We start from the raw sequence: 24,717 nt of genomic DNA, 5'->3' as shown, positions 1-24,717 counted from the left end.
GGATGCGAGGTGGCGGTGTTACCAGCCGAATCCGACCAGTTGTAGGCCGGAACCGGCGAATTTGGCTTCGGACAGGAAGTTTCGGCCGTCCACGACGAGATCTCCACGCATCACTCGACGCAACGCGGCAGGGTCGATCTGGAGGAACTCAGGCCATTCCGTCGTCAAGACGACTGCGTCCACCCTGTCGGATGCGTCGTAGACATCGCGTGTCAGTCGGATTGCTCCGAACTCCTCGGGCAGCGATTTGACGACTGGATCGAAGGCGGAGACCACGGCACCGGCGCTGAGGAGCCGTCGCGCGATGTCCAGCGCCGGAGCATCCCGCAGGTCATCCGTGCCCGGCTTGAATGTCAACCCCAGTAGCGCAATTCGGCGTCCCTTCAAGATGTGAAGTTCTCGCTGGAGCTTGCGTACCGCGCTCTTTCTCTGCGTCTTGTTGATCTCGACCGTCGCCTGCAGCATTGAGGGCGTGTAGCCATACTCCTGACTTGACGAGATCAGCGCCGCAACGTCCTTGCCGAAGCACGAGCCACCCCACCCGACACCGGGATTCAGGAAGGCGTTACCGACACGGTGGTCCGCGCCGATGGCGGGCAGGACCTCACGAACGTCAGCACCGAAGAGCTCGCACATCTGCGCCATCTCGTTGGCGAAACTGATCTTCGTCGCCAGAAATGCGTTCGCCGCGTACTTGATCATCTCGGCAGACGCCAGTTCAGTCGTGATGAGCGACGGTCGGAGATCTCGCCGTCCACCTTCGAATGACTGATTGAGTACCGGCTGATACAGCTCCGCTACCCGACTGACGTCCTCTGTCGCGCCTCCAAGCACGATGCGATCCGGGTAGAGGAAATCGTCGAGGGCACAGCCCTCCCGGAGGAACTCCGGGTTTGAGACGACGTGGAAGAACAGCTGCCGGTTGCCCTCGAGGGCGTCCTCAAGAATCGTGCGCGTCCAGTTGCCCGAACCCACAGGCACGGTCGACTTGTTGACGATCACTGCCCCGGCACGTAGGTACGGGGCCAGAGATTGGATGGCACTCTCCAGCTGCGTGAGGTCAGGTGACCCATCGGGGCCAGGTGGCGTACCCACACAGAGGAAGACGAAGTCCGCATCGGATAGGGCCTCGGCTGGGCGGTCGGTGAACCGAAGTCGACCGGAGGCCAACGTTGCCGTGAGCATCTCCTGCAGGCCCGGTTCCACGAATGGGACCTGCCCGTTGTTGAGCTGCCCAGCTCGCGCCGAGTCGGTGTCGAGGCCGCAGACGGAGTGCCCGAGGAACGCCAGGCTCGTCGATGTGACAGCACCGACGTAACCGGTGCCGATCACCGCGACCTTGTGGCTCGGCTGCACGTGCTCGACCTGAAACCCAAGCAGTGCAGGTGATACCGCTTGCGAGGTGCCCTCGGACCGGTCGCGGAACCAGGCGATGGTGTCCGTCAGGCCCTCCCGGATATCTACCCTTGGCTCCCACTTCAGTTCGGTGCGCGCCAGGGTGATGTCGGGCCTGCGCTGCGACGGATCATCCTGTGGACGTTCGACGAACTCGGGACGGGCGTCTGACCCGGCGAGTTCGCGGATGAGATCGGCCAACTCCAAGATCGTCATCTCGTGCGGGCTACCGATGTTGACCGGACCGGCCAGGTCGGAGAACAACAACTGCAGAGCGCCCTCGACCAAGTCGTCGACATGGCACAGCGACCGCGTCTGACTGCCGTCGCCCTGGACTGTCATGGGGGTACCGGCCAGGGCCTGGGTGATGAAGTTCGGGATCGCGCGACCGTCGTCCGCGCGCATCCGCGGGCCGTACGTGTTGAAGATGCGCATGATCGCCGTGTCGACCCTGTGCTTGCGCCGGTACGACATGGTGAGCGCCTCGGCGAACCGCTTGGCCTCGTCGTAGCATGCTCGAGGACCGACCGGATTGACGTTGCCCCAATAGCTTTCGGGCTGCGGATGAACGAGCGGGTCGCCGTACGTTTCCGAGGTGGACGCCAGCAGGTAACGAGCGCCCTTCTCCTTGGCCAAACCCAGCGTGTGCAGCGTTCCGAGCGAGCCGGCCTTCAACGTCTGAATGGGGAGTCCGGCATAGTCGACCGGCGAGGCCGGCGAAGCGAAGTGCAAGACGTAGTCAACCGGTCCCGGGATCGAGATATAGTCGCTCACATCGACTTTCATCAGACGAAAGCCGTCGGTCCCCATAAGGTGGGCGACATTCTCCGGAGCCCCGGTTATGAAGTTGTCGAGGCAGATGACTTCGATGCCCCGTGCCAGTAGGCGCTCCGCGAGGTGTGAGCCGACGAATCCTGCGCCGCCAGTTAATACAGCCCGCTGCACCATTCTTCTCCCAGATTCACTCATCGGGTCACTCGAAGGCCACAACTGTTCACGACGCGGTTTGGAGCTCCCACGCCCGTTTTACAGTCGATTCCCATCGCGAAGTTCTTGTGATTTCGCCCTCGCTTAGGAAATTGACGTTAGCACCAGTAAAAGGGACGAGCAAGGCGATCAGCGAACCCTGTCACCCGTCAAATCCGTACTGATAGTAGGTTTCACGGTGATCTTGAGTTTCAGCAAATACCGTCGTTTCCAGCGACTTTGTTGCCAGCTAGCCAGTCGTGAGCGCGGTCGCACGCCTTTGATAGTTCAACAATTGGCAAACGGCTAGGACGGTCTTGGCAGTGCGGGCGCCGCCGCCGGGTGCCGCGGGTAGGTCGATTCGTTGTGCTCTTTGACGTGGCGGTGGTGCATCGGCTACGTGTGATCGCGCACTGTGATGGTGCCTCGCAACGCTGGGCATCTCATTCGTGGAGTGGCGACGCTGCCAGCGGACTCGCTGCGGCCGTCAAATGCTGACGCTGCCCGCCGGAGTCATCTCGGCCGCATCCGCCGGGGCGTCGCTCCCTCCGTACGCGTGTCAGAGCGTAGGCGTAGTAACCCACTGCCCAGCAAGTTCTTTCGTCGACCAAGCGCGGGGCCGGCCCCGGCGCCGTGAACTATCACCGATGTTGGGGGCTGCATCGTGGAGGATGTCGTCGGTTGTGTTCGCTCGGGAGCCGGCGGCTTGTACTGTCGCGCCATGCGCGGACATCGAGTGTCGATACTGAGCCTGCACTATCCCCCAGACGCCACGGGCATCGCACCGTATGCCGGAGCGTTGGCGGCCGGTCTCAGCGCGCGGGCGCATCGCGTGACCGCGTACGTCGCGCACCCGTTCTATCCCGAGTGGGCAATTCGTCCTGGATATGGCCAGTGGAAAAGTACGGCGAACATCGACGGTGTCACCGTTCACCGTCTGCGCCACTACGTGCCACGACCCCCGAGAGGAGTGCGCAGGTTACTGTCAGAACTCAGCTTGGGTATGAGATTGCTTTTTAGCAAACTGGGCTCTGACTCCGTAGTAGTCGCAATTTCACCTGCGCTGTTTGCAACTGCTATCGCGGTATTGCGTATCAGGCTTACCCCTGCGCGTCCGAGTGTCGTCATTTGGGTCCAGGACATTTACACACTCGGGATGGAGGAGACGAAGGAGGGGGGTGGCCTTTCCATCTGGATTACGAAAATCGTCGAAAAGTGTGCTCTTCGTGCCGCGGATACAGTCATCGCCATTCACCCGCGTTTTGCGGACTACCTCGTCGAGGATTTGGGAGTCGAGCGGGATCGCATCGTCGTTATCAGGAACTGGACCCATCTGAAGCCGACGGCCTCGATATCGCAACTCGATGCGCGCGTCGCACTTGGGTGGCCGTCCGACGTCGCGCTGGCAGTTCACACCGGCAACATGGGTGCGAAACAGGGCTTGGAGAACATTGTCGAGGCGGCGCGGTTGGCCGACGAACGTGGGGTCCCTATCAAATTCATTCTGGTCGGTGACGGCGGTGAGCGGGACAGGCTCGAACAATTGGCGCGGGGAGTCGACAGAATCGAGTTCGTCGATCCTTTGGATGATGCCGACTATCGGCGCGCACTCGCCGCCGCCGACTGCTTGGTGGTCAACGAGCTGCCTGGTGTAGCCACGATGGCGGTGCCGAGCAAGCTGACCTCCTACTTCGATGCAGCACGGCCGATCGTCGCGGCCACCGACTCGAACGGCATCACCGCAGGGGAGATCGAGCAGTCCGGGGCTGGCGTCGTGGTGCCAGCTGGTGACCCTGAGGCGCTGCTCGGGGCCGCTCTTGAGCTGTCGTCGGACAGCGCGCGGGCAGCGGCGTACGGCGCGGCCGGCCGTAGTTTCCGCGCGAAGGTGCTGGATGCAGATGTGGCTATCGACGCCTTCGAACAGGTACTCGGTGACGTCGCGAGTGGGCGCGGCCGCCGGACCTAAACCCAGCGACGGTTGCGAGCGTCGCCGGTAAATGCACCTGTTGGCGGGCTCTCAAGCGCGGGGGCCTCGGATGGCGCCTCTCGGTCCCGGCGGACGGGCAGCATGGCCACGGCGAACAGCAGTGGTATCCAATACTGTTGTTGAAGAAAGAAACTCGATGTCGCCGCAAAAGCGATCAGCGCCGTAGCGACAGCCGCGCCGCCCAGACCTCGCCGAGATCTGATTGCGCGCACCGTGCCGACGACCACTACCGCGGTTACTCCGACGAACCACAGGAAGAGCATCAGACCACCCTGATACCAGGCGTGGAGCAGATAGTTGTGCACGACCGTGACGCCGTTGAACGTGCCTGAGTTGAGGTTGTCCATCCCGACGCCGAACACGGGATCGTTCGAGATGTGCTCAAACGCCCACTGGTATGTGAGAGCACGAATTTCGAGCGAAGCGTCACCAGCAGAAGCAGCCTCGCCGGTGACCAGGGCGATTCGGTACTCCACGAAATTGGCGAACCACGTATTGCCGAGTCCAAAGAGCGCGCCCGCGCCCCACGCAGCGACACCGACGGCAAGTGCCGCCGCCACGCGTCGTCGACCGATCGCCACCACCGCAGCGCCAACCGCTCCCGCAAGCATCGCGCTGAGGCTGCCTGTGGCGATCAAGGCGACGGCGTTGACGCCAAATGCACCCCACAGTCCCACCTTCACGAGCTGTGACGATTGCCCCGTCAGGGTCAGAGTCGTCAGGATGGCGATCACAGACATGATCCCGAGCGTGTTCGGGTGGCCGGCGAACCCCGTCGATCGTTCGGCGATGGCTGCCTGCCCGAGTACCGGCGCCGCCGTTAGCTGAATCAGGCCGGCCGTCGCGGAGAGCGTCTGGGAGATCAGGAACGCTCCGAGCACCCAGGGCAGAAAATCCCGTGTGTGCACCACGTGGTACCGGAAAACCAGCGGCGCCAGCGCGCACAGCAGGGCAAGTTGCGTTGCCATGATGACGCTCGTGGTCGGTGAGCTGGAGTAGCCGGATAGGAAGCCGGCGAATGGGATGAACACGGCCGCGCCGAGCCACACTGGAAGGCCGATCGGCCGGGCCACCAAGCGGAACAGCGCAGAGACAATAAGGGCCAGGAAAATCACGTACTTGACGCGGCGCAGTGGCATTTGCCATAGGCCCTCGGCTGACTGCAGCCGCATTATTGGAATCAGCGCAGCGATAAGTGACCAGAATCCGGTCCAGAACCACGACGGGCGTAAGGCCTCAGGGTGAGAAGGCAGTGGCTGCGATTCAGATTTCAACGGTGGCCCGGATTTGGCACGGGCCGATTGCAGCGACGTCACTTACAGATCACACCAAACCCACTCGCGTGGTATGGCGAGCCGCCCCGAAGACACGATTTATCTGCCCCCAAATCCTTATTGACACCGATGCCAAACGTAACAAACTCCCCGGCGCGGTGCCGGTCTTTCCTGGAAGGACCTAGCACTGGGTGGCGCGCGTTCTGATGCACTCGCGAAGGCTGCCATTTCATGCGGGTGAGTCACTTGCGCTAGATGTCACCTTGCGTTGTCGTGCAAGCCGGGCGAACCGCATCATCTCGGCTCGATAGCGCGGAAAACCGAAGAGCATGGCCGCAATCCAGGCAATCGCTGGGATCCCGCCGACCGCGAGCGCTGCCCAGTCATGCTCGAAATAGTGAACCGCGAATGCGCCCGTTATGGCCACGGGCAATGCAAACACCGCCACAAGACCAAGACCGGACGCAGCGAGCTGACCTATCGGAAGTCCTGTGACGCGGGCCGCCCACCACATGTTCAGGATCCAGAAGATGGCGTATCCGACCGCACATCCGGTCGCGACGCCGATAGCACCCCAGATCGCCCCAATCGCAATCGAGGCGATGATGACTGGCTGGCCGACCAGATAGATCAACAATTGCTTGCTTGTTTGACCCAAGCTCACGAAGGTCCAGTACGGAACTTGGCCAAGTGCGCGAAAAATGCCCGATACTGCGAGAACTTGGAGAATTGGGATCGCGCCGATCCACTGGTTGCCTAGCGCAATCCTGACGAGCGGCTCTCCGAAGCCAATTATCGCTCCATAGAAGATGGAGGTCGCTGTCACGGTCGCAAATTGAGCGGTCCTCAGGTAGCTCATGAAGACCTGAGCCGTGTCCTGCAGCTGTGACAGCACTGGGATGGCTACCCGAGACAGTGGGACGGTGATCTGCGAAAGCGGAAGCACCACCACCTGATAGGCGCGGCTGTACAGGCCGAGTTCTGCGGGACCTCGAAGGGCGCCCAGCAAGACGCTGTCGATGTTCTTTGAGAGGTATGCAAGTCCCTGCGTGCTGACGAGTGCTCCCGCGAATCGGACAAACCTTCCGATCGGCACCCCGCGCCGGTACCTGCCCGGGCGCCAGCGCGCCAACACGACGCACAGAATTCCGTCAAGGCTGGCAACGACAAGCGGTTGAAGAACCAGCGCCCAATAGCTATGTGTGGACGCAGCGACTGCTATCGCCACGGTGAGTCCAACGGCCTGCGGAATCGCCTCGGTCGCGCCGAGTGCCACGAATCTGAGGTCACGATTGATCTGTGCCTTGAACTGGGTGGCAATGCCATTGATGAGGAACGTGATCGATAGGGCCTGCGTGATCGCGATCAGCCTGTCGTCGCCGTAAAGAAGCGCAATGGGCCACGACGCGCCAAACACCACGATGGCAAGCAATGCCCCAATCAGGGTATTGAGCCAGAACAGGTTCGACTTCTCATGGTCACTAAGTGTTTTTGCCTGGAGCGAGGCAACCGAAAGCCCGAAGTCTCGGAGCAGCTCGCCGATTCCGATAACGGCCGTGACCATGGCGATGAGGCCAAAGTCCGTCGGCGACAGCAATCGAGCCAGTACGACGATTGACACAACCAGAAGTGCAATGCGTGTTCCCTGCCAGAAGAGGGTGGCAGTTGCGCCACTGAACGCTCTTCCCGCCAAGGAACTCAATGGACGTGGCCTCCCGGGCGTCCCGTCGATGCGAGAGTCGCCAGCGCAGTGGTCAGATCGTCCAGGCAGTCAAGAGCCGCACGCGTTGCAGCATGAGCTTCCGCGCGCCGCCCGATTTGATCCTCAATAAGCTCACATAGTGGTTGTGAGGCGGTGTCGATGCGAACTGTGGATCTGTTGAAGCCGGCCGCGTCTAGATGTCGCGCGACTTTCGGTTCACCACCGTCGGTGATGCAGAGTGGTACGGCGCCCTCTGTCATCCCCACGATAAGTGCGTGCAGACGATCGCTTATCACGATGGCGCTTTTTCCATAGACCTCTCGGAGGGCTTTCTCATGATCAGCGAGGCTGCGCCCGGCAGGCCACGGAACCAGTTCCGCATTTAGGCGGTGAGCGAGGTAATTGCTGCGCTCCGCATCTCGCCGGACTTGAGACACGACAACCACGCGGCGAGACCCGTCTCGTGTCAGTGTGCTCAGCGCCTCGAGAACTCTCTCGGACGGTGGTTCACGATCTCCTCGGTATGTGACCACGATGTCGGTCCGATCGACGGCGAGTGCATCCTGCCCGGTCTTATCCCATCCGAATGCCCAGTCAGGACTAACCGCACCGAGGCGGAACGCTGAGCTCGTGGAAGTATCCCGCCAGCGGATTAGCGTTGACAGTCGAAACAGGGGGCGTAGATATCGCAGATACTTCGAGTCAAGGGCTCGGATCGCCAGCCCGAGGCGGAGCACTTGGCCTTTTCGAATCCGGATGCCGATGACCAGTGGGAGGAGTTTCAGGTTTCGGCGAAGCGTCTGACTATCGAGCAGCAGCTGACCTGGTTTGTCGATGAACCAAACTTCTCCGCGGAATAGCGCACGCCAACCGGCGTTATGCCACTGCCGAAAGCTTGTATAAACGACGTCGGAATCACAGAGGCGAAGACCGTCAAGGAAGTCCGCAGATGCGATTCCCATGTATATGTGGAGCCGCCCCACCCTGCGGAGACGGTCGAAGTACTCGCGGCGGAGTACGACGTCACCGACGTTGTCGTCCTGGCCGGTTCCCACCACGAACAGCTCCGGCCTCGTCGATTCGCGCCCCAATTGCAGTTCCTCTCGCTGCTCGAGCCTGCTGCGCGCGGCGTGCTCGACCTGCTGAGCACGGCGCAGATGGGGCCGGGTTGTTGACCACGGACCGTGTGGGTGATGGTTGCCGATCAGCGGCCCGTGGTCAAGCCAGTCGGGCCCGACAGTCGTGATCGACACCGGGCTCTGGAACACGTTGCGGTAGAACGGGTTTGTTCTGGTCGAACTTTGGTGTTGTCGCACCTTCGTGCCGGCAACGAGGAGGGCGTTCGCGGGTCGGGATCTGATTGCTGCCGAAGCGCCACCCAAGGTGAGGCAGAGTCGAGGCGCCGAATGCGGACCGATCATCTAGTCCTGCAACCATTCTGGTCACCCACGGATCTTCCTTGAGGCCGTAGGCGCGAGCCGCGGAACACGGGCTGACCCAAAGCTCAACGACCCGCTCGTGCAATTCGGGCAACGAGGCTGCAGGCAAACCGCCCCCGCCCGCTACGCAACGAGCCGCGTTCGGCAATAATCGTGCAATGGCTGATTGCTACCTCATCGCGATTGCCACTTACCGCCGCCCGGCCGGATTGCAGCAGCTGCTCGACAGTCTGGAGGCGGGAATCGGGTCAATAAGCGCGCAGATCCTCGTGGTCGACAATGACCCCGAGGGGTCCGCGCGATCAGTCGCGGCCGAACATCCGCTCCGCCCTGTGTACGTGGTGGAATCGGAGCCCGGAATCGCCGAGGCGCGAAACCGCGCACTTGCGCACTTCGACAACGACTACCGGGCAATCATCTTCGTCGATGACGACGAGTGGGTCTCCGAAGACTGGTTGGCGACGCTAACCGAATACGCGGCACGGACGCGCGCAGACGTGGTCGTTGGGCCGGTGGTTAGCGTACTTCCGGAGGACGCGCCTGAATGGATACGGCGCGGTGGCTTCATCCAGCGTCCCAAGCTGCAGAGCGGGCATCAGCTGGCTACGGCACCGACTAACAACACTCTGCTGCTGCGGGATGCGTGGGTGCGTGCGGGCTCGCCGCGATTCGACCGGTCCTTCTCGGTGACCGGCGGCTCCGACGCTGACCTCTTCCGGGGGATCTGCAAGTCTGGGGCCACCATCCTCTACTGCGCGGACGCAGTGGTGCACGAAGATGTACCCGTCGAAAGACTCTCGCTGCGTTGGCTTCGCCGGCGGGCGACTCGAAACGGGATTGCCCAGACCCGTGTCCGTTTGAAGCACGGTGACTCGTTGCTGAAAGGCTTGGCGGGCGGCTTGGTCTACGCCGGGTACGGGATTGTGTTTCTCGGTATCGGACTGGTCAGAGGTCGCGGTCTGCAGGCTAAGCCGTTCAACTATCTGTTCCTCGGCTATGGACGCTTCGCGGCGCTTCTCAACTACCGGATACACGAGTACGCGCGAACCTCGTCGCCCGACTAGCGGCATGTTCCGCAGCTAACGACTCCGTCGCGGAGACATCTCGGTGACCCGTTTCGTCCGAAAAGTATTGTTACCGTCCATTTTCCGCATCGCTGCCTTTGTGTCCTTGGCCGTATAGTGTGTCCCCATGGCCAGGGGAGCATTTGTCGCCAGTAGCGCAGCCGTCGGTGGTCCGATCGACCGCATGCTCTCGGCGGTGCCGGGAGCGCGGCCGCTTGCGCGTTCGTGCGTGCAGGCAGTGAACGCACCATTCGCCAAGGCGCGTCTTCGCCGGGAACTCTCCCGGACCCACCCGCTGATCAAACTTGAGATTGGTGGACACAAGTCCCGAGAGGGATGGATCGTCACCAATGTCAATGCCGTCGCGCGACTGCACCTCGATGCCACCAAGCGGTGGCCGCTGGAGTACAACACCGTCGAATTCGTCTTCTCGGACAATGTCATCGAGCACCTCACGCTGCAGGCAGGCCGGGCGATGCTGGAGGAATCGCGCAGATGTCTACAGCCGGGAGGAACCATCCGGATCGTGACGCCTGACTTGCGCGCGCATGTCGAGATGTACCTGAGCGGGACCGCATCGCTGCGCAATGAGGCAGCCAGCCACTATCGAGGTCTCGGGTTGGATGTCGAGCATCCCGTTGATCTCGTTCGGATACCCATCGCATCCTTCGGGCACCATCAGGGTTATCTATACGACTTCGACACGCTGGCTGCTGAACTGGAGCGTGCCGGATTCACCGAGCCGACGCGCGTCGAACTCGGCGTGAGTCGACATAGTGCCCTGTGCGGGCTTGATATTCGTAGCCACGAGGGTGGAGCGCAAATGGCCGTGGAAGCTACGGCGTGAGCTGCGGTTACTGCGGGCCGTGACCCTGCATTGGCTTCTTCGCATCGTGTTGGTGGCCGCACTCACCCTTACTGGCTGCGCCTCGAACTCCTCCACTTCAACCAAGTGCGCACTGACTGTTCCGCAGGCTAGCGCCCAGTCCGCAGGCCCTGCAGCCGTACATCCATTGGTGACTGCCCACGATGGGGGAGTCGGCACCGTCGTTGATGGCAGGAACACGGTGTTTCCCGCGGATACACCAGCGTTGACCGCGGATGATCCTGTTCCGGCCCTTGCCTCGTCACCTCAGATTGTTCTGCCGTCCAAGCTCTACCTTGTTCCCGGTGAGACGTACCGCCTGCAGTACGAGAACGTCATCAGCGGGTACGACGGCAGCACACCGGTAGAGGTCACAGGGCCATCCGGATCGGTGAGTCACGCGAACTTCTGGGAGTACACGCCGGCAGAGACAGGGTCATCCACGCTCTCCATAGCCGTCAAGGACGCGACGGGGACGACGTTGGTGTCAGCCTCGCGGCCGATCGTTGTCTCGGCGGCGCACACGGGAAAGACGCTTCGACACCTGAGCATTGGCGACTCGATCACGCGAGCCGGTGGCTACGTCCAACTTGCGGTGGAGTGCATTCTTGACGGCGAGACGGTCGGCACCCGCACCTACGACGGCGGGCTACTCTGCGAGGAAGGCCGCGGCGGGTGGACGTTGGGGCGCTATATGAGTCGCGCCGGACAGCCTGTGGGAGGTGACTCGCCATTCCTCTTCCCACGCGGTGTTGACGGTGACAAGTTTCTTGGCAACACGTCGTTCTGGAGAGATGTGACGGTCGGCGACCCTCGGGGCTACGACTACGACGGGTTCCAGATGATCGCCCGAGGGTGGCAGGCGGAGGGGCCGTACCAGTTCGACGCAGCGGGATACCCGACATCTCCGAAAACAGGGGATGTCATCGTCGATCCATCCCTACCGGATGGAACGCAGTGGAGGAACTACGATGGCGCCACGTGGACGCCGCTGAATCCCCAGCCGGCAGTCGAGTTCTCGTTCGCCAAGTACCTGAAACGTTTCGCACCAGCCTTCTCCGGTGGGGCACCGACCTCCGTCAGCGTCATGTTGGGAACCGTCGACTTTCTCTCGTCACTCACCGACGCATCGTGGTCGGACTACGAGCGACGACTGGACACCATGATCTCCTCGATCCGAGCCTGGAATCCCGATGTGCCGATTGTGCTGATCGGGGCGCCCAACGGGGGGCCCGCCGACCTGTGGGCGAATCAGAAGGTCAAGGGCACCGACTTCAACCGGCGCATCATCAACCATGCCCAGCGCCTGTACGCGACGTATGACACTGCGGAACAACGCATGAGGGGGGTGTACGTAATCTCATTCCTCGGCGCGGTGGCCGGAGACAATATGGCCGACTTCGTTCACCCGAAAATGCCTGAGGGACACGATCAAATGGCTCCCTGGCTGGCAGGCATCCTCGCACACCTGGTCGCCAAGGGTAACGCCTGATTCACCGCATTATGTCTGGGTATCGCTGCCTCACCGGTTTGGCGGGAACTCCTACGCAGATTGTCGACGGGGGAAGGTCTCCTACGACCACTGAGCCTGCGCCAACAATGCAGCCGTCTCCAATTTTCGCTGGTCCCACGACGATGGTGCCGAAACCGATGAGAACATCGCTCCCTATTTCAATCACGGTGTCGTCGAGCCGTGCGGCTTCGTAGACCGTCACTGCGGGGTCGTCGAATGGGTGGTCGCGGCCGACGAACGACACATTGCTCGAGACGAGCACATGGCTGCCGACTCGAACGTCGACTTCACAGGTGAAGTTCTTGCCGAACGAGATATGGTGACCCAGCTCGACCGAATGTGGCGACCGAACATCCGCGCCCTTGGCGAAGCTGATTGAATTTCCATGGGAGAACTGCGCAGGCCCCCTGATCTTGACGCGCTTCAGTCGGATGCAACGAAGCGCGTCGCGTAAGCGCTCAAGAGGCCAGGGGTAGGAGCGAAAGGGCCCCTGCTGTTCGGTCGTCTGCTGTTCAGTTGTCAATGTTCACCTCGCTGTCGCAGGGTCCGCTTCGTCCGCCCCGCGAGGGCAATGAAGCGTTGCACCCGCAGTTCGTGACTTCTTCGGAGGGAGTCGAGAGCTTCGTAGTCGACGGTGTGCGGGTCGCCGAACTCAGGCAACGTGTCAAGTAGCTGTGGCCGCTTCACCAGTCGGTCATATGGATTCAGAACTCCGCCGTGCGAGCCATCGCTGTGGCCGAAGTTGTCGACGATCCTGCGGGACGGAAAGATTGACACACCGCCGTGCTGGAACACCGTGTAGTACCAATGGATGAACCAACTGTTCACCCGACCTTCGATTGAGTTCTTCAGCAGGGCTGTGAAGGGGTACAGCCCGTTCATATCGAATGCCGATCTGAATGACTGAGAATTGAGCTGGTTGGCCGTCGGCTGGTTGTCGAGCGAGAACCGATCCCACGCGCGTCCCCAGGTCGCCCACCCCCACGGGTGCGTGAACGGGAGCGTGAGAGTGGCCGTGAGATTCCTCAATGGCGGCGCGTCATAGGCATACCCGACGATGCTCCATACCCTGTGAGCTGACTGGTATCGGCATAGCGCCGCATTGAAGTAGTCAAGGGCGATGGGGGAGACAACGAGATCGTCTTCGAAGACGATGACCTGACCATGCTCTTTGGTTAGTTCGGTAACCCCGTCGTAAATGGATTGGCGGAGCCCGCGATTGGTGTCTTGGAACGACCACGACACGTTCGGCGAGTTCAGCCCGCGCACAAACGCGCGAACCGCCTCGACCGACGATCTATCCTCCGGATTCGGCTTGGGACCGTCGACGAATACTGTCACCGGACTCTCTGCGAACCCGCGACAAGCCTGAAGGCTGCGCATCATCGCGGCAAGCTTCTCGGGTCGGTTGTATGCAAAGACCGCTACTGGCGGGCGGTCTATGTTCCCGGGACTTCCCATGAGAGTTACCCTCGGCCAGTGCTCTTGAACAGCACGTCGACCTGCGTGGGTCCGAACTGGGGAGTGCTGACCTGGTTGTACGTGCCCACGATCGCGAATCCCCTCGCCACTAGATAGTCCATGACCTCCTGGAACAGTGGCTGGCCGTCGTAGAGCTCAACAAAGCTCAGCTCGACGTAGATGAAGTCGATGTCCGCGAGGAGATCGCATCCTTCGAAGACGCCGAGTTCACCACCTTGGACATCGACTTTCAACATGATGGGGTGAGCCAGGGCGCTGATCTCGAGAGACTGATCAAGGCGTTTCAGCGACACATCAATGGTGTGTGCTTCGCGAACACCGAAGGCCAGCGCCTGACCCTCGCCTGGCGCGAGAAGGGAGGAGCTGTCTGTCCTATCGGCTACATGAAACTGAGCCGACCCCTCGGCGCTAGCAAGTGCATGAGGCAACAGTTCAGTCAGGCGGTCGTCTACGAACACCCGCTCAAAGGTGTCGGCCGCTTCGGGCAGCGGCTCGAAGGCGATGATCCGCGCACCGGGGCGAAGTCGTCGGAATGCGAGGCTGAACTGTCCTTTATTGGCGCCGGCGTCGATCAAAGTCTCGGCGGCGCAATGGCGTATGGCGTCCAGATGTTCGGACGCTGCCGCCACGCGATGCCGAACGAGCGCTTGGAGAAAATGGGGGCGGGTAACAATGCTCAGGCCCTTGCGGATGCCGGACAGCGACGGCAACGTTGACCTCCCTGGTCTTTGGCCCGGTTGTCGCATGCCACCGCGGATGACGAGCCGACTGATGCAAATGCATTGCGCCGCAGCGGCCGTTGACGGTTTGTCACGCGATAATGTGTCGATTCCGGTGTGCATTAGCGCCCACCTATAGGCGCGAATACAGATATGATTATGCCATGGATACGTTGATCGGTCCGCTGCATACGGCCATTCGAAATTCCCGACGCGCCAAGGGTGTTTGGCAGACTCGCGACCTGTCGGCGCCAGGGCAAATGCCATCGGCAGTTCTTGCTGGTGTCCGCGCGGCATTGATCGGTCGGCATGATTCCGCTGAACAGGGCTGGATTGACCAGATCGAGGCATTGCGAGCGCTGTTGCTGACATCGCCCAGTGAGTTCCAGATGACCGACTACGGTGCTGGCACTCGCAGGGATGGTTACAGCGGAGCGGGAATCACGACGACCAGGACGATTGGGAACGTGGCGCGCGCAAGCAAGCCGCCGCGATGGGCCGACCTGCTGTTCCGCTTGGTGCGGTCGACCGGTGCGGTCTCTCTGCTGGAACTTGGTTCTTGCGTTGGTATTTCCGCTGCATATCAAGCTGCTGCTCTTGAACTTAACGGTGGCGAAGGCAGGCTGATATCGCTGGAGGGAGTCGAGGCGCTCGCTGAGCGCTCCACGCGCACCATCGAAGAGATCGGGTTGAGCCACAGGGCTGAGATACGGGTCGGAGAATTCGGCACGACTCTGTCCCAGGCGATCACCGACCTCGAACCCATCGATTTCGCCTTCATCGATGGCAACCATGACGAGTCCGCCACCATCGCGTACGCAGACCAATTGCTGCCACACCTCGCGGACGAGGCTGTTCTGGTTTTTGACGACATCAGCTGGTCCGACGGGATGGTCCGTGCGTGGCAACACGTTGTGAATGATCCGCGTTACGCGCTGACGGTCGATCTGCGATTTGTCGGTATTGCCGTCATAAGTGCCAGCGCAACCACGACGAAGCACCTGCAGATCAGCTACTCGTAAATGGCTGGGTGGCTTGGTAATCGGGACTATCGACTCCGCAGTCCATCGATATGTTCTCGATACCAGGCCACCGTGCGTTCCAGCCCGTCGTGCAGAGAGATCTTCGACGTCCAACCTGCGTGTGCAAGTTTCGAGACGTCGAGCAGCTTCTGCGGTGTGCCGTCGGGTTTCGTGGAGTCCCACTCGGTGTCACCGGTGTAGCCGACCACTGACGCAACTGTCTCGGCGATCTCACGGATCGTGACATCGGTTCCGCTGCCAACGTTTACCTGTTCCGGGCCGTCGTAATGCTCGAGAATGTGAAGGCACGCATCAGCCATATCGTCGGAGTGCAGGAACTCGCGTCGCGGTGAGCCGGTACCCCAGTTCGTCACGGACTTCGCTCCCGACCTCACTGCTTCGTCGTATCGCCTGATCAGCGCGGGCAACACGTGCGAAGCCGTCGGCGAGAAGTTGTCGTTCGGCCCGTAGAGGTTTGTAGGCATGGCCGAGATCCACGGCAGTCCATACTGCCGACGTACTGCCTGGATGTGCAGTATCCCCGTGATCTTTGCGATCGCGTAAGCGTCGTTGGTCGGCTCGAGGTGGCCGGTGAGCAGGGAATCCTCGCGGATTGGCTGCTCCGCGAATTTCGGGTAGATGCACGAAGACCCGAGAAAGAGCAGGCGTTCCACTTCGGCCGCCAGCGCTGCATCGAGGACATTGATCTGAATGCGGATGTTGTCGCTCAGAAAGTCGACGGGGTAGGTGCTGTTGGCCAAGATGCCCCCGACCTTGGCCGCGGCAAGCACGACGTACTTCGGCTTGGTTTCGGCGATGAAGTCGAAGACCGCGTCACGATCCTTCAGGTCAAGTTCCGCCGAGGACTTGCCTACGATGTTCTGAAACCCGGCGAGCCGGAGTCGACGAACGATCGCGGAACCCACCAGCCCACGATGTCCGGCAACGTAAAATGTTGCGTCGCGGTCAAGTTCACCGGTCGCGTACCGCAACTGGTCGGCCGTCATCAGCTACCTACAGGCGCAGCGGCGGTCCCCCACGACTCCAACCGCACGTTGTCGATCCAGGGCTGCCCCGCATGCTCAAGAGCGTCGATATCGGCGTCGACCATGAGCCGTGCCAGCTCCCGGCCGTGGATGGTGGGTACCCAACCCAGCTTCTCGCGGGCTCGCGTCGCGTCCCCGATCAACGAGTCCACCTCGCTGGCACGAAGGTAACGCTCGTCGAACCGAACGTGGTCCTGCCAGTTGAGGCCTGCGTGCGCGAATGCGATCTCCAGGAACTCCCGAACTGTGAATCCTTCCCCGGTGGCGAGAACATAATCGTCGGGCTCGTCGACCTGCAGCATTCGCCACATACCCTCAACATATTCGGCGGCGTAGCCCCAGTCACGTACGGCATCGAGGTTTCCCATGTAGACGTAGTCCTGCCGGCCGGCTTTGATGGCGGCCACCGCACGGGTGATCTTTCGTGTCACGAAAGTCTCGCCCCGACGGGGTGATTCGTGATTGAACAGGATTCCATTGGCGGCGAAGAGACCGTATGCCTCGCGGTAGTTCCTTGTTATCCAATAGCTGTACAACTTGGCTGCGCCATAGGGCGACCGAGGATAGAACGGCGTGTCCTCGTGCTGAGGCGGGGGTGTAGCCCCGTACATCTCCGATGATGATGCTTGGTAGAAACGCGCGTTGATTCCAGACAGCCGCACGGCCTCGAGCATGCGGACGGTCCCAGACCCGGTGGTGTCGGCAGTGTGTTCGGGTTCGTCGAACGACACCCGCACATGCGACTGAGCAGCGAGATTGTAAATCTCGTCGGGCTTGAGTTCGGCGAGCAACGTGACCAGCCGGGCACCGTCGCTGAGGTCGCCATAGTGCAAGAAGAGTTTGGCGTCCGGGGTATGCGGATCGACGTACAAGTGGTCAATACGTGAGGTATTGAACGTCGAGGCGCGGCGGATAATCCCGTGCACTTCGTAGCCCTTATTGAGCAGGAACTCCGCTAGATATGAGCCGTCCTGTCCAGTGATTCCAGTAATCAACGCGCGCTTGGGCATACGTTCCTTAGGGGAGTGGGGGAAATCCGACTGAACGGCATGCTTACGCCGGAACCTTGCACAACCCGGTCGCGGTGCAGACCCTGGCACACCACTTGGCGTGCTTCTCGCTCCGCTGACAGACTGCTGGATTCTTTGTTATCGACGCCGCGGCAGCCTCGTCCTTCTTTCCCTGCCGACCCTCCGGCGTCATTATTGAACTACCCGGATGCCCTGGTGAGGCGAGTGCTCTATTGCAGTTCAGGTTCAGCAGGAATTCTTTGCGACGGGCGTCTCCACTGGAATCGCGGAAGATGGATTTGGACCAGCTGACCACGATGCATTTGTCTGTGGACAGCTGACTACCGCTAACCGTTGCCACAACGGGCTTGCCGTTCCGTTGCGAGATCTTCGACGCGGCTTCTGCATACGTCTTGCCGACGTATGGGTCAGCCGACGCAGGACCGGCGCCCAGTGCGGTGAGCGTTAAGAGTGCGCCACAGACGACGACAACAACTCGCATAAGGAATTTCATCGTTACCTCCAAGAGTGAAACCACTACGAGAGTCAATCGACCCTCGGCCACCTGAGCCTTCGAACGACCGCGCTGCACACGCAAAGTGGTGTGGGATCGCCTGCGTGCCTGAGAGAAATGGGTGTCATTCGGACGTTCCCGCTTCCGCCGTCTGGCTGTGCGCCACCTTCTCGGGTGATGCGGGCGGTTCGGCGTCACTTGCGTCGTCGCTGTCGATTCGACGTGCAGACGGCCGCTGTGTGCTGTCCTCGCCGTAGTAGCCGTAACCGTACGAGGAGTTTCCACGGGCCGGAATCATTGCGAAGACTGCACCGATGAGGGATGCGTCGACATCCTTGAGGCTCGCGATGGCGTGCCGGAGCTGGTCGCGCTTGGTCTGACCGTATCGCGCCACGACCAAGACGCCGTCGGCGCTGGTCGCCAACAGGGCAGCATCCGTAACAGCGAGTAGCGGTGTCGAATCGACGATCACGTAGTCGAAGTCTGCCCGGAGTTCGCTTAGCAGCTTCTTCGCTGTCAACGAACCGAGTAGCTCGCTTGGATTGGGCGGAACCGCGCCCGAGGTGAGGACTGTTAAGCCCGGAAAACTCGTCTTCTGGAGTGCCTCGGACAGGGATGCGCGCCCACTCAGCACGGTGCTGAAGCCGACCGACCCAACCAAGTCAAGGTAGTTGTGCAACATGGGCCGCCGCAGATCGCCATCGACGAGGACCACGTTGTTTTCGGCTTCCGCCAAAGCCAGTGCAATGTTTATGGCAGTGGTGGACTTTCCCTCGGTCGGCATCGAACTGGTCACGACGATCACACGCGGCGGATTATCGACCGCGAGATACTGCAGATTCGTTCGGACTTTGCGGAAGGCCTCTGCGATCGGCGAGTTGTCGCTGCTGAAGGAGATCGCCGCGTGCTTCCGTCGTTCCTTGTCGAGCGGGATACTGCCGACGAGTCCGACGCCCGTGATGTCCTCAACGGTCTCTCGGGTTTTGGCGGTGTTGTCGAGAAGGTCGCGCAGGAACGCGAGACCAACACCAAGGAGCACTCCGAGGCCAATGCCGCCGACGAGATTTCGGAGCTTCTTTGGTGAGACGGGGTGCGCGGGAATCGACGCGCGTTGCTCAACGACAACGCGGGCGTCGGGTTTCGCGCCGTCCTCCTCAGTCTCCAGTTCGCGCACCATCACGACGAATTCGTCGGACAGCGCGTTGGCGATATCGCGTGCCCGCACGGGTGACTCGTCAAGGACACCGACGTCTATCAGGACGGTATCGGGCTTAGCCTTCGCCTTGGTGTTCCCTCGGAGCTGTTGCGCGCTCATGTCGAGGTCGAGCTTGTCAATGGTGCGCTGCGCCAAGGTCTCTCCCTTGAGCAGCTCGGCATACGAGATGACTCGCTCCTGCGAGAGACGATTACCCTGGTAGAGGTCGGCCCCCGACGAACCGCCCGTGGAGGTGGACACGAAGAGCCTCGTGTTGGCCTCATAGACCGGAGTTGTCATCAACGTGTAGGCGACGGCTCCCAAAACCGTCACCAGGATCGTCACGGCTACGGTGATCCACCGATTGCGCAGCACTTTGGCGTAGTCCTGAAGTTTCAAAGCCGCCCCTTCGCCACTGATTGCCCGTGCTGAGCTTCTGTCACCTGATGCCGCGAATTTGCGCGAACCCCGGTTCATCTCGGACATTCGGGCACCGAAATCACGGGAGCGACCGAGCTGACCAAGGGTTGAATCGGAACGCGCGGAGCACCTGGAGATGTCGGCTCGGACAGGCGGAAGGTCAACTCACCGGACTTGCCGGGTGGAATGGCCACCTGCACTTCGAAGCTGGGGTGACCGCGCTCCATGCTGGTGAACGTCGGCACCTTCTCGTTATTGGCAACAGCGCTAACCAGTTTGGCGCCGCTGGTGGCAACGAGCCGTACCGAGGACACCATGGTGCCGCTCGGGACCGCGATGGGGATGTCGGGGAGAAGGCCCGTGGAACCGGCCACGTAGTCCGGGAGGGGAGTGGTGGGTGCGGCGTTCTTCAGGCGAATGGTGACTGTTGACATTCGCGTGTCGCCTGAGCAACCGTCGGCGGCGTACTCGATCTCTCGCTCGAGGTAATAGTCCATCTTGTTGCCTCCGAGGTTGTTGATCACCACCTCGGCATAAGGTGCGGCGTCCTCGGGAATGGCATGCGCAAGTGGCGTCAGCTCCAGGGCCTCCTGGACCGCCGGGGTCGAGTCCCACACGGCGATACGTCGTTCGCCCACAGCCTTGCCCAGGGCGTCGAGCAACTTGCGCGGCGACTCCACCTTCTTCCCGGTCATCTTCTTGACGATCTCGTTGGCGATGCCCTGCAGATACTCCTTGCGCGCCGTCTGGTCCGTCGGGAAACGGGCGTAGGCGGTCGACTCAGTCAGCTCGACGACGTTGTCCTTCGTCACGAGTTCGCCGTCTGGCATGGTCACTGGACCGACCGCACCGAGGATGTAACTCAGAGCGATCGGGTCGATGGCAATGACCCCATCGACGTTCATCCCAGACTGCTGCGCCCACATGGACTTCCATATCTGGGCTGTGTAAGGGAAGTGGGAACTCAAATTGCTGTTCCGGACGTCGGAGAACGGATTGGTGAATCCGTACTGCTGTTCGTACTCCGGGCCGAGGTCAATCGGTTTGAAGGCCCCGACGAGTTCGGTGTTCGGTCCGAGGTCGTCCACTGTCGCAGTGCCGTCGTCGAACCGGAGCACTCCGAAGCCGCCGAGCAGTCCTCCGGTGCCTCGGGCTTCAGCGTTGGTCTGAAAGCCCATGAAGTACTTGCGGGGGCCGTCTGCGCCCATCATCGTCGGGGCGATGCGAGCGGCGAGGGCGGTGTTCTCCAACAGGTGAGCGAGTTCAGACGTCTGGCCCTGCAGCTGCGTGCGAGCATCACCGAGGGCCGACATGAAGCGGGGCTCGGCAATCGCGCTGGCTTCGACGTCGAGTTGGGCGGCAGCCTCGGACAGGCCGCTCAGCACGGGCTCCTGGTCGCGGAGCGTCTGGATGTCCACACGGTTGCCCTGCAGCAACCTGTCTGGTGACAGCGCCGCGCCAGCATGCGCGGAGGGCTGCAGGACATCGGCTGCCAGTCCGAGTACCACGTCGGTTATCTGTTGACCTGTCTTGAACGGGCTGCCCAGCCATGGCACCACTGAGGCGACGTTCCACGGCAACGAATGAGCTGCATCCCGTGCCGCCTGTGCGTGGGCTTGCGCGGCATCCGCATGTTGCGAGGCATCCTGGGCGTTCCCCTGAAGCAACGCGTCCTTTGCCTGTTGTGCGCTGTTGCGCGCCTGCTCCAGATTCGACTTCGCGTCACGTGCACTGATGCCCAACCAGCATCCGAATGCCACGATGGCCACGATCGCCACGACGCCGGTCCACACCAGATTGCGTCGCCGAGGATGTGTCAGCCAGCGGAACCGTTGAGGCTCGTCGTCCGCGGCCAAACCATCATCCTCACTGTCGACGGAGCTAGCTGCGAACGGACGTTTCGAAAAGGACTTCACTCAGACTTTCCGGCGTTCAGGCGCGGCCGACACCACGAGCATGCGGCCACGGCGGTGTTCGTTCATTTGATGCGCTGGGTGACGAGCCGCGCCTGAGTGCTGTCAGCAGCCTCGGCTACTGACAGAGCCGGAGATCGTGCCGTAAGGACCCACCTTCGCGGAAATCCCGCCGATGCAGATCTGGAAATTGAGGCTTTGAGTGAACCAACTGTAAAGCGGCCGCAGGAAGCCCGGGATCAAGGCCAAAGGCGCGAATTCAAAGACCGTCTTTGTGCCGGCCGGAGGATTCGGATTGGCGGGGCCGATCCAAATAAGTCGATTCTGGAATATCGAGTTAAACGACGGCGCTGAGGCGGCGGCGGCGGACGTGACAAGGCCGGCGCGGGCGGCGGTAGCCTGATCATTCTCCAGGTACCAGAGGTTGTCGTTGGCGGACGCAGCCGACCCCAGAGTCTGTGCAATCTGCGTCGCACCAACGGGTTCCGCGTTTGCGACCAGCGGGGGAGTGAGGACTGCAGCGCCTGCAATCGCCAGTGCTGCCGCGCTGGCATTGAATTTGGTGGTAACGCCGGAAAGCTTGGCTGCAACCGTAGTCACTATGCCCCCTTTAACAGTCGATTCTGAATACAACCTGAGAATGGAGGAAGCATTGCAGATTTCGTTTATCGCGTCAATTAATACCTTTGGTCATCAATGGGACGGCAAATTGCGCAAATTTCATCCTGAGTCACGGCGACGTCGCAGGTGGGCTTCGGCGTATTGAAAGCGATTACTCCCTTTAATGGACTCTTGTTCGCCGTTCGTATTCGTTGCGCGTGCTTTTGTCTGGTAGAACGACCACGCAGGGGCTTCGAATGAAGTTGCCAGGTTTCGCTCGGCGTGTAGTGCCGATGAGGACCGGCAGGCGGCTCCGAAGGTGTTGTGCACCGTAGGACCCGATGGTGGCGAATACTTCGGCTGACGCGTCGCAGCCCCGACGCGTGGTGCGGGGTGGTCGTACGAAGCGCTGAGTGGCTCAGTGAGCCGTTGGCTGGGGCTCACGCGGTCTCACAACCATCAGTCCTGCAACGCCGCTGTCCCGCAGCGGGATTGATGGTGAGCGGCGTGGGCAGTCGCGCTGCGATGGCAAGTGCGCGACCGAGGCGCGACTGACAGCGAAACGCCCCAGCACTCATCGAGTGCCGGGGCGTTTCGCGTGAACCGTTAGGCGGCGGCGCCAGGCTTCAGGTAGGTGACCAGGCTGACGTCGATGGTCTCGTCGATGAAGTAGTACTGGCACCCGGTGAGGTACTTCATGTACCGGTGGTAGTTCTCCTCATCGGTGGCCGCGATCGCCTCGTCCTTCGCGTTCTCAAGCCGATTGGCCCAGATGCCCAGGGTCTTGATGTAGTGGTTGCGCAGCGAGATCGGGTCGGGCACGACAAAGCCCGCCTTCTCGCCGTGCTCGACCATCATCGAGGTACTCGGGATACGGCCGCCGGGGAAGATCTCGGTGATCAGGAACTTGACGAACCGGGCCAGCTCGAACGTCAGCTTCTTGCCGCGCTCGGCCAGTTCGTATGGGTGGTAGCCGACGCTGCTCTGGATCGTCATCCGGCCGTCGTCAGGAAGGATGTCGTAACACGTCTTGAAGAAGTCGTCGTAGCGCTCGAAGCCGAAGTGCTCGAATGCCTCGATCGAGACGATCCGGTCGACCGGGCTGTTGAACTGCTCCCACCCCTCGAGCCGCACGTCGAAGGTGCGATTGCTGTCGACCTTGCTCAGCAGCTGCGAGCAGTACGCCTGCTGGTTCTTGCTCAACGTCAGTCCGATGACGTTGACGTCATACTTCTCCATCGCGCGCCGCAGGGTGACACCCCAACCACAACCGACCTCGAGCAGCGTCATCCCGGGCTTGAGGTCCAGCCGATCCAGATGCTGGTCGACGTTGGCGATCTGTGCTTCCGACAGCGTCACATCAGGCCCGGTGAAGTATGCGCAGCTGTACTTGCGGGTCGGGTCCTGGAAGACGCCGAAGAAGTCATCCGAAAGGTCGTAGTGAGCTTGGATGTCCTCGAAATGAGGAGTCATATCCTTGGTGCCTGGGGAGTTATCAGACATATTCGCTGCTGTGGCCTTTCCTTCGTGATGGCCGCATGCGCGACCGTCACGCATAGATACTGGTGTGACGCACCCTACGTGGCTGAACTCCACAAAATGCGTAACTAGCCCTACACCCTAGCGTTTTGTAAGAAGTGGGCTCTAATCCGCGGGACGTCGCTTGGCCAGGGTGAACTGGCAGACGTCGATGTAGCCATCTTTGAAGCCCTTGGCGCAGCCGGTGAGGTAGTGCATGTACCGGTCGTACACCTCCTCGGACTGCACGGCGATCGCCTCGTCGCGGTGCGCTTCCAGCGCAGCCGCCCAGTGATCCAGCGTCCTGGCGTAGTGCGGCTGCAGCGATTGCGTGCGTGTGAGGTCGAAGCCGGCCTTCGTCGCGTGTTCAGCTGCCAGTTCGGTGGTCGGCAGGTATCCGCCAGGGAAGATCTCGGTGAGAATGAACTTCACGAACCGGGCGATTGAGAATGTCAGCGGCAGCCCACGCTCGGTCATCTGCGGCAGCGTCAGCGCCGTGATGGTGTGCAACAGCATCACGCCGTCGTCGGGGAGGGCCTTGTAGGCCATCGTGAAGAAGTCATCCCACCGGTCCCTGCCGAAGTGCTCGAATGCGCCGATGGAGACGATGCGGTCGACCGGTTCGTCGAACTGCTCCCAGCCCTCCAGCAGGATCCGCTTGGACCGCGGGCTGTCCGAGGCGGCGAACGCCCGCTCGACGTGCGTCTTCTGGTTCTTGGACAGTGTCAGCCCGACGACGTTGACGTCGTAGCGCTCGATTGCCCGCAGCAGGGTCGACCCCCAACCGCAGCCGATGTCGAGCAGTGTCATACCGGGCTCCAGTCCCAGTTTGCCCAGCGCCAGATCGACCTTGGCGAGCTGCGCCTCCTCCAGCGTCATGTCATCGCGTTCGAAGTAGGCGCAACTGTAGGTCTGGCTGGGGTCGAGGAACAGCCGGAAGAAGTCGTCAGACAGGTCGTAATGCGCCTGCACGTTATCGAAGTGTGGGGTCAGGCGCTTTCTGCCCTTGGCTTGAGCCATAGCAAACTACCTCTCGGAGGTTACAGAGGTCTGCGCGCATCGACGGTGACGTC

18 protein-coding genes and 1 pseudogene are annotated in these 24,717 nt (G+C 61.3%); 6 read left to right on the top strand and 13 right to left on the bottom strand.

Features of this window, described 5'->3' with window-relative positions; all coding sequences use genetic code 11:
- Nucleotides 1-18: 18 nt before the first annotated feature.
- Nucleotides 19-2,364 (bottom strand): UDP-glucuronate decarboxylase, encoded by a 2,346-nt coding sequence (locus tag ABIA65_RS20095; protein WP_354524688.1) that lies wholly within the window; start codon nt 2,362-2,364, stop codon nt 19-21.
- Nucleotides 2,365-3,082: 718 nt separating this feature from the next.
- Between ABIA65_RS20095 and ABIA65_RS20090 the strand changes: the two genes are divergently transcribed.
- Entirely contained in the window at nt 3,083-4,327 is a 1,245-nt protein-coding gene (locus ABIA65_RS20090) for a glycosyltransferase family 4 protein (RefSeq protein WP_354524687.1), read from the top strand.
- Here ABIA65_RS20090 and ABIA65_RS20085 read toward each other — a convergent pair.
- Entirely contained in the window at nt 4,324-5,664 is a 1,341-nt protein-coding gene (locus ABIA65_RS20085; protein WP_354524686.1) for an O-antigen ligase family protein, read from the bottom strand. The two genes, ABIA65_RS20090 and ABIA65_RS20085, sit on opposite strands and share 4 nt — an antisense overlap.
- Nucleotides 5,665-6,364: 700 nt before the next feature.
- A pseudogene (locus tag ABIA65_RS33515) lies at nt 6,365-7,315 on the bottom strand (lipopolysaccharide biosynthesis protein); the annotation flags it as partial.
- A 977-nt stretch (nt 7,316-8,292) separates the two neighbouring features.
- On the opposite strand from ABIA65_RS33515, the gene ABIA65_RS20075 reads away from it, so the two are divergent.
- The 4 genes from ABIA65_RS20075 (at nt 8,293) to ABIA65_RS20060 (ending at nt 12,184) form a co-directional block, all read left to right on the top strand.
- On the top strand, nt 8,293-8,499 hold the full coding sequence (locus tag ABIA65_RS20075) for a hypothetical protein (protein WP_241400886.1): 207 nt from the start codon (nt 8,293-8,295) through the stop codon (nt 8,497-8,499).
- A gap of 422 nt (nt 8,500-8,921) precedes the next feature.
- The gene (locus ABIA65_RS20070; RefSeq protein ID WP_241400885.1) at nt 8,922-9,827 is read left to right on the top strand and encodes a glycosyltransferase family 2 protein; all 906 of its coding nucleotides are present in this window, start codon (nt 8,922-8,924) and stop codon (nt 9,825-9,827) included.
- A 127-nt stretch (nt 9,828-9,954) separates the two neighbouring features.
- Complete coding sequence (locus ABIA65_RS20065; RefSeq protein WP_354524684.1) at nt 9,955-10,674, top strand: class I SAM-dependent methyltransferase; 720 nt, start codon at nt 9,955-9,957, stop codon at nt 10,672-10,674.
- 169 nt (nt 10,675-10,843) lie between these two features.
- Nucleotides 10,844-12,184 (top strand): SGNH/GDSL hydrolase family protein, encoded by a 1,341-nt coding sequence (locus ABIA65_RS20060; protein ID WP_354524683.1) that lies wholly within the window; start codon nt 10,844-10,846, stop codon nt 12,182-12,184.
- A 1-nt stretch (nt 12,185) separates the two neighbouring features.
- Here ABIA65_RS20060 and ABIA65_RS20055 read toward each other — a convergent pair whose 3' ends face one another.
- From ABIA65_RS20055 to ABIA65_RS20045, 3 genes are all read right to left on the bottom strand, one after another.
- Nucleotides 12,186-12,728, bottom strand: coding sequence for an acyltransferase (locus ABIA65_RS20055; protein WP_354524682.1), 543 nt, complete (start codon nt 12,726-12,728; stop codon nt 12,186-12,188).
- Nucleotides 12,725-13,546 (bottom strand): hypothetical protein, encoded by an 822-nt coding sequence (locus ABIA65_RS20050; RefSeq protein WP_354524681.1) that lies wholly within the window; start codon nt 13,544-13,546, stop codon nt 12,725-12,727. Before ABIA65_RS20050 ends, ABIA65_RS20055 begins: the two co-directional genes overlap by 4 nt.
- Before the next feature lie 125 nt (nt 13,547-13,671).
- Nucleotides 13,672-14,397 carry an FkbM family methyltransferase gene (locus ABIA65_RS20045; protein ID WP_241400880.1) on the bottom strand — a complete coding sequence of 242 codons (726 nt, stop codon included), beginning with the start codon at nt 14,395-14,397 and terminating at the stop codon, nt 13,672-13,674.
- Nucleotides 14,398-14,570: 173 nt separating this feature from the next.
- On the opposite strand from ABIA65_RS20045, the gene ABIA65_RS20040 reads away from it, so the two are divergent.
- A complete protein-coding gene (locus tag ABIA65_RS20040; protein WP_241400879.1) occupies nt 14,571-15,428 on the top strand; it encodes an O-methyltransferase in 858 nt (285 codons plus the stop codon).
- Nucleotides 15,429-15,454: 26 nt separating this feature from the next.
- On the opposite strand, the gene ABIA65_RS20035 is transcribed toward ABIA65_RS20040, so the two are convergent.
- From ABIA65_RS20035 to ABIA65_RS20005, 7 genes are all read right to left on the bottom strand, one after another.
- Nucleotides 15,455-16,435: a GDP-L-fucose synthase family protein gene (locus tag ABIA65_RS20035; protein WP_241400878.1), complete on the bottom strand. Its 981-nt coding sequence runs from the start codon at nt 16,433-16,435 to the stop codon at nt 15,455-15,457.
- Nucleotides 16,435-17,484 carry a GDP-mannose 4,6-dehydratase gene (gmd, locus tag ABIA65_RS20030; protein WP_241400877.1) on the bottom strand — a complete coding sequence of 350 codons (1,050 nt, stop codon included), beginning with the start codon at nt 17,482-17,484 and terminating at the stop codon, nt 16,435-16,437. Before gmd ends, ABIA65_RS20035 begins: the two co-directional genes overlap by 1 nt.
- A gap of 638 nt (nt 17,485-18,122) precedes the next feature.
- Nucleotides 18,123-19,592: a tyrosine-protein kinase domain-containing protein gene (locus ABIA65_RS20025; protein ID WP_241400876.1), complete on the bottom strand. Its 1,470-nt coding sequence runs from the start codon at nt 19,590-19,592 to the stop codon at nt 18,123-18,125.
- Nucleotides 19,593-19,666: 74 nt separating this feature from the next.
- The gene (locus ABIA65_RS20020; RefSeq protein ID WP_371746863.1) at nt 19,667-21,469 is read right to left on the bottom strand and encodes a DUF4012 domain-containing protein; all 1,803 of its coding nucleotides are present in this window, start codon (nt 21,467-21,469) and stop codon (nt 19,667-19,669) included.
- Between the two features lie 162 nt (nt 21,470-21,631).
- On the bottom strand, nt 21,632-22,126 hold the full coding sequence (locus ABIA65_RS20015) for a hypothetical protein (RefSeq protein ID WP_241400875.1): 495 nt from the start codon (nt 22,124-22,126) through the stop codon (nt 21,632-21,634).
- Nucleotides 22,127-22,732: 606 nt separating this feature from the next.
- Nucleotides 22,733-23,629 (bottom strand): cyclopropane mycolic acid synthase family methyltransferase, encoded by an 897-nt coding sequence (locus ABIA65_RS20010; RefSeq protein WP_241400874.1) that lies wholly within the window; start codon nt 23,627-23,629, stop codon nt 22,733-22,735.
- Between the two features lie 141 nt (nt 23,630-23,770).
- Nucleotides 23,771-24,664 carry a cyclopropane mycolic acid synthase family methyltransferase gene (locus ABIA65_RS20005; protein ID WP_354524680.1) on the bottom strand — a complete coding sequence of 298 codons (894 nt, stop codon included), beginning with the start codon at nt 24,662-24,664 and terminating at the stop codon, nt 23,771-23,773.
- Between the last annotated feature and the right edge of the window lie 53 nt (nt 24,665-24,717).

The organism is Mycolicibacterium sp. 624 (assembly GCF_040548615.1).
In the GTDB taxonomy this organism is placed as follows: domain Bacteria; phylum Actinomycetota; class Actinomycetes; order Mycobacteriales; family Mycobacteriaceae; genus Mycobacterium.
This window is presented reverse-complemented; position numbering and strand designations above follow the sequence as displayed.

Bases quoted from the DNA above. Each gene is read 5' to 3' on its own strand.
- ABIA65_RS20035 (WP_241400878.1), bottom strand. From the start codon at position 16,435: ATGACGGCCGACCAGTTGCGGTACGCGACCGGTGAACTTGACCGCGAC.
- ABIA65_RS20005 (WP_354524680.1), bottom strand. From the start codon at position 24,664: ATGGCTCAAGCCAAGGGCAGAAAGCGCCTGACCCCACACTTCGATAAC.
- ABIA65_RS20070 (WP_241400885.1), top strand. From the start codon at position 8,922: ATGGCTGATTGCTACCTCATCGCGATTGCCACTTACCGCCGCCCGGCC.
- gmd (WP_241400877.1), bottom strand. From the start codon at position 17,484: ATGCCCAAGCGCGCGTTGATTACTGGAATCACTGGACAGGACGGCTCA.
- ABIA65_RS20040 (WP_241400879.1), top strand. From the start codon at position 14,571: ATGGATACGTTGATCGGTCCGCTGCATACGGCCATTCGAAATTCCCGA.
- ABIA65_RS20095 (WP_354524688.1), bottom strand. From the start codon at position 2,364: ATGAGTGAATCTGGGAGAAGAATGGTGCAGCGGGCTGTATTAACTGGC.
- ABIA65_RS20090 (WP_354524687.1), top strand. From the start codon at position 3,083: ATGCGCGGACATCGAGTGTCGATACTGAGCCTGCACTATCCCCCAGAC.
- ABIA65_RS20065 (WP_354524684.1), top strand. From the start codon at position 9,955: ATGGCCAGGGGAGCATTTGTCGCCAGTAGCGCAGCCGTCGGTGGTCCG.
- ABIA65_RS20010 (WP_241400874.1), bottom strand. From the start codon at position 23,629: ATGTCTGATAACTCCCCAGGCACCAAGGATATGACTCCTCATTTCGAG.